General features: G+C 47.4%; 13 protein-coding genes. 4 read left to right on the plus strand and 9 right to left on the minus strand.

The annotated features are described in order from the left end of the window. Positions 1–261, plus strand: coding sequence for a cytochrome C oxidase subunit IV family protein (locus tag C0068_RS19850; RefSeq protein ID WP_103683368.1), 261 nt, complete (start codon positions 1–3; stop codon positions 259–261). Positions 262–325: 64 nt separating this feature from the next. Here C0068_RS19850 and C0068_RS04895 read toward each other — a convergent pair whose 3' ends face one another. The 6 genes from C0068_RS04895 to C0068_RS04920 all read right to left on the minus strand — a co-directional run bounded on the left by C0068_RS04895 (position 326) and on the right by C0068_RS04920 (position 9,480). After that, positions 326–2,596: a TonB-dependent receptor gene (locus tag C0068_RS04895; RefSeq protein ID WP_103683369.1), complete on the minus strand. Its 2,271-nt coding sequence runs from the start codon at positions 2,594–2,596 to the stop codon at positions 326–328. 71 nt (positions 2,597–2,667) lie between these two features. After that, the gene (locus C0068_RS04900; protein ID WP_103683370.1) at positions 2,668–4,062 is read right to left on the minus strand and encodes a parallel beta-helix domain-containing protein; all 1,395 of its coding nucleotides are present in this window, start codon (positions 4,060–4,062) and stop codon (positions 2,668–2,670) included. 33 nt (positions 4,063–4,095) lie between these two features. Beyond that, the gene (locus C0068_RS04905) at positions 4,096–5,217 is read right to left on the minus strand and encodes a cytochrome-c peroxidase (RefSeq protein ID WP_233208738.1); all 1,122 of its coding nucleotides are present in this window, start codon (positions 5,215–5,217) and stop codon (positions 4,096–4,098) included. Positions 5,218–5,267: 50 nt separating this feature from the next. Continuing rightward, entirely contained in the window at positions 5,268–5,945 is a 678-nt protein-coding gene (locus C0068_RS04910; RefSeq protein WP_103683372.1) for a c-type cytochrome, read from the minus strand. 492 nt (positions 5,946–6,437) lie between these two features. Further along, on the minus strand, positions 6,438–8,294 hold the full coding sequence (locus tag C0068_RS04915; RefSeq protein WP_103683373.1) for a S8 family serine peptidase: 1,857 nt from the start codon (positions 8,292–8,294) through the stop codon (positions 6,438–6,440). A 172-nt stretch (positions 8,295–8,466) separates the two neighbouring features. Beyond that, the gene (locus C0068_RS04920; RefSeq protein ID WP_103683374.1) at positions 8,467–9,480 is read right to left on the minus strand and encodes a DUF2804 domain-containing protein; all 1,014 of its coding nucleotides are present in this window, start codon (positions 9,478–9,480) and stop codon (positions 8,467–8,469) included. 201 nt (positions 9,481–9,681) lie between these two features. On the opposite strand from C0068_RS04920, the gene C0068_RS04925 reads away from it, so the two are divergent. The 3 genes from C0068_RS04925 to C0068_RS04940 all read left to right on the plus strand — a co-directional run bounded on the left by C0068_RS04925 (position 9,682) and on the right by C0068_RS04940 (position 13,377). Next, the gene (locus tag C0068_RS04925; RefSeq protein WP_103683375.1) at positions 9,682–10,815 is read left to right on the plus strand and encodes a tyrosine-type recombinase/integrase; all 1,134 of its coding nucleotides are present in this window, start codon (positions 9,682–9,684) and stop codon (positions 10,813–10,815) included. Positions 10,816–11,305: 490 nt separating this feature from the next. Next, positions 11,306–12,493, plus strand: coding sequence for a hypothetical protein (locus tag C0068_RS04935; protein ID WP_103683377.1), 1,188 nt, complete (start codon positions 11,306–11,308; stop codon positions 12,491–12,493). Further along, a complete protein-coding gene (locus C0068_RS04940; protein ID WP_103683378.1) occupies positions 12,493–13,377 on the plus strand; it encodes a hypothetical protein in 885 nt (294 codons plus the stop codon). Before C0068_RS04935 ends, C0068_RS04940 begins: the two co-directional genes overlap by 1 nt. A gap of 147 nt (positions 13,378–13,524) precedes the next feature. Here C0068_RS04940 and tnpC read toward each other — a convergent pair whose 3' ends face one another. Genes tnpC through tnpA form a run of 3 tightly spaced genes read right to left on the minus strand, consistent with a single transcriptional unit; the run spans position 13,525 to position 15,752 of the window. Continuing rightward, positions 13,525–15,072 (minus strand): IS66 family transposase, encoded by a 1,548-nt coding sequence (gene tnpC, locus C0068_RS04945; protein WP_103682443.1) that lies wholly within the window; start codon positions 15,070–15,072, stop codon positions 13,525–13,527. Between the two features lie 24 nt (positions 15,073–15,096). Then, a complete protein-coding gene (tnpB, locus tag C0068_RS04950) occupies positions 15,097–15,453 on the minus strand; it encodes an IS66 family insertion sequence element accessory protein TnpB (protein WP_103682444.1) in 357 nt (118 codons plus the stop codon). Then, positions 15,453–15,752 carry an IS66 family insertion sequence element accessory protein TnpA gene (tnpA, locus tag C0068_RS04955; RefSeq protein WP_103682445.1) on the minus strand — a complete coding sequence of 100 codons (300 nt, stop codon included), beginning with the start codon at positions 15,750–15,752 and terminating at the stop codon, positions 15,453–15,455. The genes tnpB and tnpA overlap by 1 nt, the downstream gene beginning before the upstream one ends. Positions 15,753–15,829: the final 77 nt, after the last annotated feature.

Consider the following 15,829-nt stretch of genomic DNA (forward strand, 5'->3'; position numbering starts at 1 on the left):
ATGAATCGTTCTGTTAATTCAATACTGGCAGTTTGGATACTGTTGATGCTAGGCACCGCAACATCTACATGGGGATTTACTTTATCCTCAGTTAATCCGATCACCTCCACTATATCAGTGATGTTGATTTCTGCAGTCAAAGCCGCGCTGGTTATGTTCTTTTTTATGGAACTTCGACATGCACCTAAAGCATGGCAGCTCGCCGCAACAATCTGGGTAGCCATTACGTGCGCAGTGGTAATAAGTATTTATTTACTCTAGTTATCCCCCCTCACCTAATCAATACCATTTCTAAAAACCAGTATGGATTACGCAAAAATTAATGCTAAAAAATAACTTTAAAATCCACCCCGTAAGTTACGGGGTCAACCATGCCAACATGGTAGGTACCAATATCTGTCCCTGTTAAACCGCCTGGCTGCGACACACGATCATTGCCTAATAGGTTTTTACCCCACAAGGCCATTTCATAGCCGCCACTTGGGGTACTCCACGCCACCCGCGCATTTAATAATTGGGTGTCGTCACCGTAGCCATTCACCATATTAAAGAATGCTTGATGGTCTTCATTACCCGGTTCGGTGTTTTCCTCATAAATATAATCAACATGGAATAACAGCAAGCCGTTGCTAATCTCTGGCGACCAGTCCATCGTTAAGGTGTATTCCTGCGGCGACGACACGTTTAGCTGATCGGCAATCACAAATTCACCCTGCGCGTTGTAATAGGCTTCGCGGCTAGACTCTTGTTCACGGTAGGTGTAAATAAGGCCGAAGCGCAGATTGTCGCTTGCCAACCAGTCTGCCGTTAATTCTATGCCTTGAATATCTTCGTCGGTATTAATAACCGTCGGCACCGCTCCATTACTCTCTGGGGTGCGCGACTCAATCGCTTCTTGGCGATCATCGATGATCATATTAAACAGCGCGACTTGGCTGCGAAGACGGGAATCGAAAAAATCGCCTTTAACACCAAATTCAATATTGCTGACCACTTCGGGATCTAGCGGTGCGGTGCGAGTGCCGGTATTTAATGAGTCGTAGCCGCCAGATTTATAACCCGTGGAATAACTCAAAAATGCCATTGCGCCGTCTGTGATCTGGTAGTTTGCCACGACGCGACCGGTGATTTTATCCCAGCTTTTAGAGGCGCTTTCTAGACCGTCCGAATTAAAAAAGAAATTTTCTTGTAGTAGTTGAGACAAGACGAAATCCGTAAGCGGTGCATCCCAGCTAAAGGATTTTTTGTCATTACTATAACGCAGGCCTGTAATAATATTCAGTCTATCGTTAATCGTAAAATCAAGGTCGGTAAACAAACCGTAGCTTTCAAAATCTCCTTCATTGGTCATGGTTTCGGTCACGTAATTCCCCGCCACTACACCGCCCAATAAGCTGTTTAACAAACCTTGTGGAATGCTCGCCATACCCGAAGCCAGTTCAAGTACCGCCCCGTAACTGAAGGTTAAAGCGGTTTGCTGGTAGGTGTCTTCCCTGCTGTAGTTCGCACCAAATACCGCGTCTACCCAATCTAGCGCCACATTAAACTGCATTTCAAAATAGGCAATATCGGAGTCTTCAATATTATTGGTATCAACGTAAACCGACTCATCAGCAGTAGCGTCTTCGTCCTGCAAATTATAGGTTTCAAATGCGCGGTAGCTAGCAATTAACGTCATGCTGCTAACGTCATTTAATTCATACCAAAGTTTCCCAGTAAAGCCCTGCATATCTCTGGTTTCACCACCACCGATCGCATCGGTTTCTAATTTGCGATCTGTTGGGTCTGGGTAATTAGAAAATTCTTCGCTGATACTGAGCCGCGCCTGTGGGCCGTTGTCTACACGATCAATGTCGTAGGCAAATTGCATGCTAAGTTTGTCGTTGGTTTCCCAGCGCAGTGCAAGGCGGGCAAATTGATTGTCTTGCTCGCCGGGGTCGGGGCTAGCCGTCCCTTTATTGTCGATAACCGCATCGCGCTGGTTGTGCAGCACATTAAGCCGCAGCGCCAAGGAGTCACTGAGCGGGACATTGCTCATACCCTCAACACGAAACAAATTGTATGTTCCCAGCTTGGCCATCGCAAAGCCTTCGGTTTCTTCTAGGCTAGGTGCATTAGGAATAAAACTCACCACCCCCGCCGCCGCGTTGCGACCGAACAAGGTGCCCTGCGGGCCCTTTAAAACTTCCACCCTTTCCATGTCAGAAAATGGCACCGTAATCGCCGCGCGAGGCAGGTACACACCATCTAAAAAGGTCGCCACCGAGGGATCACCACCGGTACTGATATTCGAACTATCGATCCCGCGAATGATAAAAGAAGATTGGGTAGTGCCGCCGCCCCGCACTCCATCACCCACCTTCAAGCCGGGAATATAGGCTTGAATATCTTCCATATTCAGGGCGCCGGTATTTTCCAAGTCTTGATTCGTAAACGTGTCCACGGTGACCGGCACCGTCATCGCACTTTGCTCGCGCTTTTGGGCGGTGACCACCACCTCCTCTAGCGCCAAGTTCTTTGCTGCATAGGCCGAAGGTGTGCCAAGCACCGCAAGACCAATAGCGTAAGCTATGCGATTTCTTTTCATGGATTTCATGTCCCGCCCTCTCTCGCAAACACGCTAAGCACAGAATGCGCCACTTGACGCATTATATGCTTGAATAAAATTTATTTGGTGACGCTCAACATAAACTCAGCAACTTCACGGCGTAAATCTGGTGACAAATGCCCTTGGGGCGGCATCGCTGGGTAATCACTTCTTACCTTGTGGGGCTCAGCAATATAGTCCGCAATACCCTGTGGATCGTTATGATACAAAGCCTGCACCGTTAAAGTTGGGGGGCCAATCATGCGCATATTATAGGCGTGGCAGCCCGCGCAAATACCTTGGTAAAGCAATTTGGTGCGGTTCTCTGTTGTCACAACTTCGTTGGGGGCGCCACCGGGAATAAGCATAGTGGTGATGTCTGCGGTGTCTTTACGCTCGCACTCACTCCATTTTTTCACACCAAAGCTGGTGTAGCGCTCGCGGTTGATAATGCAATTATCTGGCTCTTGGGCAGAGCCCAAATTAGCAAGAATATCTGGGCCACGACGGCTGAACTGGGTCAACATCAATGCCTTAACATCCGCTACTGGGTCGGCACCATTGTCGAACATCAGGTTGTCGAGAAAAACCATGCGATCTGGGTTGGGCTCAGATTCTGGATCACTAGAAATATCAGTAATGAATGCCAAATCCGTCACAACCAAACCAGCGGTTTTATTGCCGGAGACAATATTGCCCTCTACCACAACATCGTCCGCCGCCATTACAACAATACCAATACCGGCGGGCACCTTAGATACAATCGAACCCGGCGCACCAAAGTTCGCGGTATTATTATTCACCACAAAATTATTGCGCAGAATAACGTCGTAGGTCGTTTTAATGGGCAAGCCTGGGGTAATAAAGACTAGTAAGCCCGCCGTATTGTCGTGGGCATAATTATTTTCTACTAAGGCATGGCGGGTGTTTTCAATTTCGATACCCGCTACGTTATCAAATACTTCGTTGTGGCGAACATCGACGTTATCGCACATGCCCACATAAATCGCAGCGTCTTCAATGCCGCTTAATACATTGTATTCAATGAGACCATTTTTACCGAACTGGGGGAAGATTCCGTACACGCCGGTGTCGATAACGCGGTTATAGCGGATCACAAAATTATTACCGGCCTGCCCCATAATGGCATTGCCTTTGTAGTGAGTAATGGTCAGCCACTCAACGGTAAAATCATTTCCTGAATATAAAATAGCGTCATTCCGTTTTCCTTCGCCTTCCATCACCGGCCATTCGCCATCTTGCACCACACCGCGAATGGTAATGCCGTCTTTATCGACATAAACACTTTCTTTGTAGGTGCCGGGGTATACCAAAATAACGTCACCCGTCTGCGCTTTATTCACTGCGCTTTGGATTGATTCGCCGTCTTTTACTGAAATTTCAGCCGCCATCAAACTCGGCGCGAGCACGAATAGGCTAAGCCACAACAGCCCTAGGGGGATTATTTTCTTCATTGTTGCGCTCCTTTCTGTCTAGAGTCTGAATGGTTAATGCGTAAATATGTCGGTGGCCACCGGCGCTAAACCCGAGGGCACTTTGCGCGGCAAAACCGGCATAAAACTTTGATCGGTTAAGGTCTTCAAAAACGCCACTAATAAATCCAATTCGTGATCGCTCAGGTTTGGCTCCCAGATATGCCAGTGCAAGCTCAAATGTTCACCCTCTGGCACAGCGTGGCCACGACCACCGGTATAAAAGGCCACGGTTTCCCGCAGGGTTTTAAAGCGACCTGAGTGCATATACGGCGCGGTTAACTCTATATTGCGCAAGGTAGGCACTTTAAAACCGCCACGCTGAGAAGCGTCCCCCGTTATCGCCGCCACCCCAATATCTAAAGCTGCCCCCTTGGGCTCAGGGCTACCAATCACTGCAATTTGCTGATTCGTAAACGCCGGCGGGGTGTGGCATTCGGCACAGCGAGCCACAAAGGAGCGAAATACATTCATGCCCTCAATTTCTGGCTGAGTTAGCACTTCGTGAAAGCCATTGGCGTATAAATCGTAGCGGCTACCCAGAGAAACCAGTGAAGACTGAAAGGCCGTCAAAGCCGTGTAAACCTGTTCCAAGCTCAGCGTGCCACCACCAAAAGCCTGATTAAATAAATCCCGATAATTGGCATTGTCTTGCAAACTCTTCAGCAGCTGAGCTGGCGTATTTGCCATCTCTTCTTGAGAAAATAGCGGCCCCTGCATCTGCTCTTCTAAAGATTTCGCCCTTGCATCCCAAAACAATTCCCGCAAAAATCCCACATTCCACAGAGTGGGCGCAGAGCGATGCATCACCTCACCGTGGCGGCCAATACTCCCCGCCAAGCCATCACTAAACCCCCGCGCCGGTTGATGGCAAGATGAACAGGCCATATCGCCGTCTACCGACAGCAGGGGGTCAAAAAACAGTAAACGACCAAGATCAATTTGCTGGGCAGTGAAGCCCTCACGCAGTGGCGGCATGCCGGTTTTTAAACCGCCAACACCGGATTGCTGCAGGGAGCTGTAGCCGCTATAAAAACTTTGTAAATAACAACCTCCATCGCGAAGGTGGAAGCCCGCCGGACACACCTCACTCAAGCGCCACTCAGAGCTTGAATTGGCAAGCGCGGGCGCTGTCATTACAAGCCCCATTGCCCACAACAGCAGTGGGCGTATCCGTTGCCGCATCGTTAATCTGCCAAAGATTGAATATAAGCAATAACGTCTTTCGTAATTTCCTCGTCTGGCAGCGTCTTACCCATCATGCCCATTTGGTAGCCATATCGGTCTGACTCATCTGCGCCGCGTAGGCCATCGCGGAACTGATTAAACTGCTTCAGCAAATACCAGTCCTCAACACCGGCCAAGGCTGGCGCCTGTAGCGTGTCATTGCCCTCTGCGGCGGGGCCGTGGCAAGCACCACACAAATTCGAGTAATAATCTGCGCCGCGTTTAATATTGCCCTCCAGCGTTTTGGCCGCTGGCTTGGCTTTAAAACTCGCGATATATGCAACAACCGCTTTAACCGCATTGTCGTCAGGCAGGGTTTTTGCGATAGCTTGCATTTGCGCGCCGTAGCCATCTTTAGGGTCGCTACCGCGTAAGCCACTTCTAAAACCTAGTAGCTGGCGCTCTAAATACCAATCTTGCTGATTGACCAGTGACGGCGCGTTTAAGGCCACATTGCCTTCGCCCTCAGCGCCATGACAGGCCGCGCAAGCTGCATACAGCGCTTTGCCGTCTGCCGCCGTCGAATGCTGCAAAGCCTGTAATGCATCTGCGGCCGCTTTTTCGCTACTCACATCAGGCGCGTTATCATTACTACACGCCACCAGCATCACACTTAGCAATAGCACCAATCGTTTCATTCTGACGATCCCTTTTCTGTTCTGTTTAATCAAAATCCTAGACCCAAAATCACCGCTACGGCGCCTTGCTCACCCAAGTATCTTAAACGGCAGACACCTGTAATGGCAGGTTATGTTTTTGTAACCTATCGAACAAAAGCACATTAAGCAATATATTAAAAATGGCAGATTACCGGAATTTTACGAATTTTGGCGTCATTATTATTGTTGTTCGACTCATTTAGCGCAAACACACTATTTGCACCAAAAGTGTCATTAGCCCATTGAATAGCGAATTTACTATGTTGTCAATGACAACACCAATCTTGTGCACGGCCTTGTTAATTTTTGACAGCTGATCATCGCGACGCCACAGAAAATACGAACTCCCAAGACATACCTATAATAGCGCATGACTCCAACACATCCCTCCTCGCACCAAAATCAAGGCAAAAAAAACGGCACCAAAAATGTGCCGTTTTGATAAAAACCGATATTAAATCATGATTAATATCAGGGATTTTCAGTATAAAGCACAAACTCACCACTGCCGCTATACGACTTAACCCGCCAGCGATATGTACCCGCACTTCCATTATACGTAATCGTTTCATCGGCGCTCAGCGATTCGCCCGCCGCCACTACCGACCAGCTTTGGAAGAGGAAGCCGCCGAATTTTTCCAAATACAAATCGAAATCAACACCGTCTGGCCCTTCCAAGAAGCCACGGAACTGACCGCCGTTGCTGCTAAATCCTGCGCTGTTAGGCGTATATTGCTGAGCATTTGCGCCGCTCAAGGTGCCACTGGTCTGCTCACACTCAGGGCAAGGACCACTGCCAGGCAAGGTGACCTTCACAGTTTTTACGCCCACTGTTTTCTGGCCCGCCGTATCTGTTACCGACAACGCCACAGTATAAGTTCCCGAGCTATCAAACTCATGGCTCGGCGTCGCGCCGTTTGCAGTGCTGCCATCGTCAAAGTCCCATTGATAGCTTGCAATACCGTTGTCATCACGCGAATTAGATCCGTCGAAACTGCAAATCAAATCTGCGCAACTATAAGTAAATGAGGCACTAGGTGGAAAGTCACGAGGTGTACCGTCATCGGACTCCGACACCTGCAACAATAAGTTTGGTGATCCGCTGCCAATACTGCTTAACTTGCCCGCCACCCCGTCACCAAGCAACTGTACCGCCACGCTAGCGGGACTCGCCGCAGGGTTTTGTCCCAAAATTAATGCCGCAGCGCCGGCAACATGTGGCGAGGCCATTGAGGTGCCGTTTAACACAGCGGTGTCGCTATTGCTTTGGTACCACGCCGAGGTAATTCCCGAACCCGGTGCAAAAATATCGACACAGACACCTTTGTTTGAATACGAGGCACGGCTGTCGCTGGACGTTGTCGCACCCACGGTAATCGCTTCCGCAACGCGGTTAGGCGAACCGGAGCAGGCGTCGATATTGTCATTACCCGCCGCCACCACAAAGGTAACACCTGCCGAAATTGCCGCCCGAACAGCTTGGTCTAAGGCCGCACTCGCGCTGCCACCCAAACTTAAATTCGCGACGGCGGGCTTAATATGATTCCCCGCCAACCAATCTATACCGGCAATAACTGCAGAGTTACTACCGGAACCGCCACAGCCCAATACCCGAACCGGATGCACAGTTGCGGCTTTTGCTACACCCCATGTGCTGCCCGCCGCAGTGCCCGCTACGTGGGTACCGTGACCATTGCAGTCATCGACATTGGCAGGATCGACGCTGCCAAATAAAAACCCGCTAGACACAAAATTCCGGCCACTACCAACTCGGCCGCTAAACTCTTGATGACTGGTACGCAATCCAGTATCGACGATATAAATATGCACGCCGCTGCCATCATTACCGTATTGATAGCTGCCATCCAAAGGCAGGCTAGGCTGGTCAATTCTATCTAAACCCCAGGTCGCGCCGTTTTGCGTAGCGGCAATGGCGACCGTGCGGTCTTGTTCCACCAATGACACCAAGGGGTTTTGCGCCAATAGCGCCGCGGCCTCTGGAGTAAGCTCGGCGACAAAACCGCGCAGCACGTGTTCAAAACTACCCAGCAGAACACCACCAACATTGCCGAGCAAATCGTTGATTACATCACCCAGTGGCAATAGCGACAGTAGTGGAATTTCTAATTTATTGAGCAAAACAATATATTGCCCTTCTATCGGCTCGCCGACGCTAAGGGCGTCAGACACCGAACTCTCTATAGCCGTCACTTGCAGGTCGTCGTTATCTATCGCTTCGGCAACGCCGCCACTTCCACCACCACATGCTGACAATGTCGCCAACATCACACCACCGAGCAACATCCGCCCACGCATCGCTAACACCATACCGTCGCCACCTTTTAATAATGTCGTTATTTTATTTTCGATTTTTAATTTCTGCCGAAAAGGCAGTCAGCCGCTATTAAAGCCCATCGCCGCAAAGCCCCAACATAAGGGAAAATGCGCAAGTAGATAGTCATCAAAACCTACCAACCATTTCTCTGATTTTATGTTTTAGCTACCAGCGAGCGTAGTGATCCTCGGCAAAACCCCAACACTTCTCGATAGCAATTCGCTCATCATCTAGGCGTATCTCACCCTCAAACACGCCGAAGTGCTGGGTAAAATTAGAGGCTATAAGCAGCGCGTTAATTTTCTCTTTGCGCTGCCCCATAGGCGTAAATTGCAGATCAACAATACCGTCGGCAGACTGCATACGCCACGGACTATCGGGCTGATAGCGCTCAAACTGAAAATTCACCATATCGACTTTTATCAGCCGACCGTCCAGCCACAGTGCATTCTCAGTAAAACCGGTTTCATTCACACCGGCGGCGAGATTCATCCCCAATCGTCGGCCATCTACCAAGGTGGCCGACATACTTCCCCAGTTCCAAAAGGTTTCGCCGCGCATATAGCCCGCCGTCCAGTCGACGGAGGCCAGCGCCTTGATCCCGCGCAAGTCATAACTTTTACCAGCCCATGCGACACTGCCCTCACAGAACATGGCTGCGGTTTTACGGGTGTACACCCAGCCCTGATATCCGGCACGGCTGCACATTGCCAGCGGCGCCGCACTGGACTCGTCAATATCTGCGCTAATCTGCACGCCGGATTGCAGCGACACCCTAAGCTGCCGCCGCCCGCTTTTTACCTCAATTGAAATGGTATTCTTGCCGCTGCAAAAATACGCCGAGCCATCTTCTGGCCGCAGGTCTATTTCGGTATGACGAGCTAAGGGCTGTAGAAAACTGTACTCATCAAAGGCCTTTGTGTGCGGATCATATAAATAGACGAAGGCATTACTCACCAACTTCAAGTCGACAATCGCGACACCCACAATGAGTTGCGGGCTTACCAAGGCAAGGAATTGAAATTGATTAAATTTGAAACGCTTAGCAAGACCGCCCAATTTGCGATCCATTGGCGAGCGCAATTCGTAATCCAAATGATTAATATGCGTCACGCCATGCTCAAACACACCAAACGTCGGCTGGCCATCTGGGCCAATTAAGGTCGCCTTGCGATCCATTCCACTACTCTCATCATCGCGACCTTCGCGTACTATTTATTATTCTGCTGCCACCAACACGATGGTACACAAGTGTTTCCTGTGACATAAAAGCTTACCATATATTGACCGCAACTCCACACTATACTACTTTCCATAAATACAGTTGCGCGATTCAGGGAATATCAGAGCAACTGGCCTATACATGATGGAAATAAACGGATGAAATTAATCTTTACCTCAGATGAATTTAAAGTCGGAAATTATTCATATAATGGCTTCCCTATATTGCTTCACGAAAATATGACCACTTTCAGAGAGGGCTTAGATTTTTTACTCTACCACTGCATACAGCGGGGGCGAGTTGCTAGTAAAAACTCATGGATAACATATGGGCGTGATTTTTACGATTTCTTTGCTTTCATCGACGCAAATAACCTAGATTGGCGCGCGGTGAACACCAGGGGTGATGGTCACATAATTGCTGTGTACAGAGATGCATCACTTACCAAATTTAATTTAGCTGAATCTACTGTAAATAGACGACTCAGACTCATTATCAAGTTTTACCAATACGCCGCCCACCAAGGATGGGTATCTGAACTTCCTTATTCAGTGGAAACAATTACAGTAAGGCAGCCAAAATCATTCTTAGCACATACTGATAGATCTGGCGGCAACCGATCTACAGCCGACGTTCTTTTAAAGACGAGAAAAACCACAATAAAGGTGCTCAGCTCCAGCCAAGTTGAAATGCTTTTAATGGCGATTAAAGACTCCAGATTCAAGCTGATGATAAGATTAGGACTGGCCACAGGCTTACGCAAAGAAGAACTTCTGACGTTTCCTAAAAGCTATGTTATTGACCCTAGAAGATATCCTGTAAATGGGTTTTATATTGTAACAATCTCCCCAAAAGAAATGTCAACTAAAGGAAGTCACGAGCGCTCCATTCATGTTCCAAAATCACTTATGGAAGATCTGTGGCAGTACATCATACATGAACGTCCTATTTTATCCGCGCTAAGAGAGGATCAATACAATGAGCTCTTCCTTAACGAGAATGGTAAACCTTACAGCACTAAATCCAATACCCTCAATGCCAGACTAAACAAGCTAGGATTGCCCTTTGATATTTTTCCGCATATTTTAAGGCATACCTATGCAACGCACACCCTTTATGCTTTGCAACGCCAGCCCAACCTTAGCTTCAATCCCTTGATGTATGTCAGAGATAGATTGGGTCACTCGAGCATCACAACCACCGAACGTTATTTGCACTTCATCGACGACATAGCTGACATTGTTCTCAATGAGTACCAGCGTGAAATCGACACAATGCTAATTGCGGTGTAAGTAATGAATAAAAAAGAAAGAGAAAAAAAAAATAAATAGCCTAAAAAAACACAGAAAAACAGGAAAAAACTTTAAGGTGGACTCTTCTTTTTTAGAAAACCGAAGCAATACCACAAATAAAAACCCAGTTAAAAAAAGTAATTTAAACATCGTTTTACCAAAAAATAGTGCCACCTCGATAAGAAACCTACCCTTTGAAAATTTCCTAGGGCTAGGTCTAAACACAATAATATTCGGCTTGCACGGAGTCTTTCAAAAAGCAGTATCCGACTCTGTCAACAGTGGGCAAAAGACATTGTCAATTAGATCGATAGTGTCATATTACTCGACAACCACTGATTTATGGATAAATTTTTTACAGACGCTATCTGAAATTTTCAATCGCGAGATTATATGGGCGGATATCAACAGAGATATCACCGAGAATTTTATAACTTTTTTAGGGCAAACTGATCTCGGGTATGTCACGAGAAGGAACCGATACTCGGCAATGAAATCCGTTTTAATGATGTGCTACAATAATGGGTTCTTACCTCATATCGAGAATCCAAAAGAACTATTTCCCGACAACCCGTACCCGAATTCCAACAAGCGGCAACGAGGTAAGCGCCCCTTTTCCAAACCGGAATACAGGCGACTTAACACTGCTATTCGCAAAGAAATTTGTCACATCCTAGAAGGCAACAGCGCTTTGAATTCTTATGAGACATCAGTTTGCCTATTAGCAATAGCCATAAGAACAGGATCCAACCCTACTCCACTTTTAGAATTGCCTGCGGACTGCCTCGTACCACACCCGCTTAAAGAAGACCGAATGATTCTGGTTACTTTTAAGCGCAGAGGCGCCAATACACATCTAACTTCACTCAAAAAAACCGAAGAACTTGTTCTCATGAAACCAATACAATTTGATGTGATGGAAATTATCCAATTAATTATTAGCCGAAATAGAGATGTTCGCCAGAAATATTCTGACCCAAATTTGCTATTTGTATTTGAATCAAGCGTTAGTTATAACAATGCCCCTTCTGCACTTTGTAGCGTAATGCTCAATCGAATGTATAAAAAATTAGTTGAGAGAAACAGCTTCTTAGTTGACGATGACGGTAACCCGTTAACAGTCAATATATCACGCATAAGGAAAACCTTCGCAAACCGAATCTATGAACTATCTGGCGGCGACCCATTAGTTGCAGCCAAATACGGCCACCATTCAGTACGAACTGCAAACAAACATTACTGGGAGCCTCCAGCAGATGCTGAGAGGAACTTTCGAATGATGGGCGAAATCCGCGTTAAAGATATACTTGAAAGCAACGAAAAAAGACAAGAAAGCCCTACACCAATCGCACTGTGCGCAGACACTACGAATGGCCACCTAGCACCCCAAAACGGGAATCACTGCACCGAAATATTAGCATGCTTTCGATGCAAAAGCTTTGTCGTGACAAAAGACGACCTGCACAAACTATTTAGCTTTTACTGGGCAATAATAGAAGATCGAAATATCACAAACGCGAAGAGCTGGAAGCGACACTTTCGCCATATCCGGGAAATTATCGACAATGACATTGCGCAACAATTTAATGCTAAGGAAATCTCTCGCATAAAGAAAAACGCAAAATTAAAGAGGCACCCTTATTGGAAGGATTTAACCATGCTTAGGATGGGTAAATAATGCAATACAAATTCGGTGACGTAATATCTAAGGCAGCAGCTGACTCAAGCAACCTGAGACTATCTCAAGCAATCAATGACGGTACGCCTTACACCGGAATTGTAACCTTGCAAAAGACTATAAATGGGACCTATATAGTTCTGTCGGATTATCATGATATGGAATGGACTTTACCTGAGAGCTGGTTTCCAAAGTCTTCCAAACCATACCGAAGACAGCTTAATTTTAATAAGGTACCAGAATGCTATGTGGACGTAGCTAAACACTGTGCAAAAATTGATATACAATCTGGCCACCGAGGCAGCACTATTGTTGTTAAATATAAAACTTTACAAGTCCTTCTAAATTATCTTGCGTCTCAAAATATTCGCAACACTTCCAACATCACCCCCTTAGTAACTATCCAGTATGTAAATCATTTAAAAACTAGAAATTCATACAAGGGAAAGCGATTAAGCGCTCAAATGATCACTATGTATCTTAGAGCTGTTGAATACTTACATCAATGTATGACTAAGACTGAACAAAGTTTTCCGCATCCATGGCCCGATTCTAGTGCCTATATCTTGGCGGGAGTACGTAAACACAGAATAGGCAAGCCCAAAACTTTATTGATACCTGACGAAGTTTTTTCTCGTGTTTTCAAGTTTGCAAATAGCTACCTTGAACGTTCAACCAAATTACTTAAGCTGCAAGATATCGATACAGCTATAAAAAAGGACTATTCGCACCTTTCCAATGAACCAATTTGGCAAAGGAGAACGGCTACCCTCAAAAGGCAAGGTTACGATAGCGTATCGTCCTTTTATACAGATATTCTATTACTTGAATCCGCATGCTGGTGGATTATTTTGGTAAGCGCTCAACAAACCCCGCCCAATTAATTATTTGCAAACTCAGATAATGCACCTATAGTTTTCTACAGGCTCTGGATGAGTCTACAGCATGGAAGGTAATCTCAAGGATGAGGGGCAGCAAGGGATTGGATGGCGTTGCCAAGAAGGCGACTGCCTTCCTGCTACTTTTCTGTATTAGGCGTTTGCCCACGGCAACAATGCCTGTAATTCTTCGGTTGTTGTCATACTTGGTAATTGATTAAAGACTTTGCACAAATACACGTAAGGCTCAAGGCCATTGGCTTTTGCCGTTTCGATTAAACTATAAATAGCGGCGCTGGTATGAGCACCTCTAGGCGTTGCGCTAAACAGCCAGTTCTTGCGACCTATAACAAAAGGCCGGATGGCATTCTCGGCAAGGTTGTTATCAATATTCACGTCACCATCTTCCGTGTATCGAATCAACTTTTCCCAATTTTTATTGAGATAACCCAGTGCGGTACCCAGCAGGCCTTTGGGCAAGGTACTGTGTAAAGTTTTGTCCAACCACTCCCTAAGGGCATTGAGGATCGGAACGCTTTTGTCTTGTCGCAGCTGGTGACGGGCTTCGCTGCTCGCGTCCTTCGCCTGCTTTTCGATAGCATACAGCTTGGCAATATAGTTAATGGCCACATCGGCCTTGCCGGTGCGGGTAGTCTTTTTGTCTTTGGAGATAGCCGCCTTTTGGGCATCAATGAATTTACGGCGTGCGTGTGCCCAGCACCCCACATGGCTAATATCTTCTTGGCGGCCGACGGCATGGTAGCCTGCATAGTCATCGGTTTGCAGATAACCACTAAAACCCGTGAGTAAGTTCTTCGCCACGCTGCCAGCGCGACTCGGCGCATAGTCATACAACACGATGGGGTGATCTGGGGCGCCACTACGCCTGACCCACATATACGATTGGCTACTCGCGGGCCTGTCCGGTTCGTTTAATACCTGAAGCGGCGTTTCGTCGCACTGGATGATTTTGCCTCGGCGAAGCTCGTGATCAAGCTGGGTGATGAGTGGCGCGATCAATTCGCCGCTGCGCATCATCCAATTCGCGAGGGTGTTGCGGGGGATATCAATTTCCATCCGTTTGAAGATGGCTTCTTGGCGGTGCAGCGGCAGCGCATCTTGGTATTTCGCGGTAGCGATATACGCCAGTAGGCCTGGGCTCGCATTGCTCTTTGGAATGGGCTGTGCGGGTAATGCGGCGGTACATACTGTCGACTCACACGCTTTGCAGGCGTATTTCAGTCGGGCGTGTACTAAGACTTGGACGGTTGCGGGAATGATATCCAACTGCTCGCTGGTGTCTTCGCCAATATGCGTTAGCGCACAACCGCAGTCACAGACTTTCTCTACATCAGACAGGTCATGTTCGATACGGACGCGAGGCAAGTCAGCAGGCAACGATTTACGACCACGAGATTTGCGACGCTCGTATTGGATCGTTTCGGTTTCGGCGTCATCCGTGTTTTCGCTAAGGTCGTCTTCAGAAGCAGGCTCAGCCGCTTCGGCTTCATTAAACAGCTCGGCCTGTTCGTCCGACTTCTCGCTACTGGCCGCAAAGCGTTTATGCCTGAGTAAACGCACTTGCTCTTCGAGTAACGAGATGCGTTTATCCTTCTCATTGAGGCGAAGTTCTTTCTCAAACAGCAAAGCTTTGAGTGCAGAAATATCATCGGGAAGTGTGTTGGTGGGAGGCGGTGTCATGCTGTGTATTATATCAAAAGTGAGTCAGCTAACCGAATCAAAATACAAGGTTTCATGCGGTTTATTGCGCCAAATATCCAAGCCATCAAGCAAAAAGTTTAAGTCGCGACCATCGCGTAATTCATAGCCGGATTCGCATTGGCGAGGCCATTTAAAGCGCTGCTTTTCTAGGCGCTTATACCAGACCACAAAACCGTTTCGCTCCCAATACAGAAGTTTGATTTTATCCCGGCCACGATTACAAAATACAAATAGCACCTCCATCATCGGCGAGAGCGCCAGCTCGGTTTCAACCAGCGCGGCCAATCCGTTGATGGACTTGCGCATATCCACCGGAGCCATGTACAAATAGACCTCAACATGGGAGGTCGGCCGCAGCATCAGTTCGACTCCCGCAGGATATGTAGTACCACGGGCAAGACAACAGGCAAATCGTTGGCGGATAATTCCAATCGAACGCCCAGCGGCAAATTCATGATCATACGAGATGAGGTCGGCATACCGCCCAGCTTCATTAATTTCGCAGCCGGTTCTTTTGCGGGGCTCAGCCGATTACGCCAATAAGCAAAGTTGTGAAACTTGATCTCATGCTGCTTGCAATACGCAGCTTGAGATAGGTTGCTGCCTTGCCAAGCAGAGACGTGGTCTTGCCAGAATTGTGTTTTGTTGATTGTGTTCATGGACGACTCCTCAGCTTAAAACTGAAGAGTAAATCTACCGCGACGAAATTATTAGATGGGGTTTATTGAGCGCTTAC

Source organism: Zhongshania marina, assembly GCF_002915595.1.
GTDB lineage: Bacteria > Pseudomonadota > Gammaproteobacteria > Pseudomonadales > Spongiibacteraceae > Spongiibacter > Spongiibacter marinus_B.